This window comes from Burkholderia sp. SIMBA_051, assembly GCF_046534915.1.
Classification (GTDB): domain Bacteria; phylum Pseudomonadota; class Gammaproteobacteria; order Burkholderiales; family Burkholderiaceae; genus Burkholderia; species Burkholderia ambifaria.
In genome coordinates this window covers 1-243 of record NZ_JAWRXS010000753.1, presented here as the reverse complement: position 1 = coordinate 243, position 243 = coordinate 1, and the positions used below count along the sequence as shown (strand labels likewise).

Here is a 243-nt window from a genome sequence, read left to right as displayed (position 1 = left end):
CATGTCGCCCTTGCGCATCATCGGGCCCGCTTCCATCGAGCTGTGCATCTCGTCGCCCGTGCGGTCGAGGAAGCCCGTATTGATGAACGCGACGCGCGACGAAGCCTCGCCGATACACGCGGCGAGGTTCACGCTGGTGCGGCGCTCCTCGTCCATGATGCCCATCTTGATCGTGTTGCGCGCGAGGCCGAGCAGGTCTTCGACGCGCGAGAACAGCTCGCTCGCGAACGCGACTTCAGCCGG

At 65.8% G+C, this 243-nt stretch carries 1 pseudogene; it reads right to left on the bottom strand.

Annotated features, from left to right (window positions below):
- A pseudogene (locus tag SB771_RS36490) lies at window positions 1-243 on the bottom strand (malate synthase G); the annotation flags it as partial.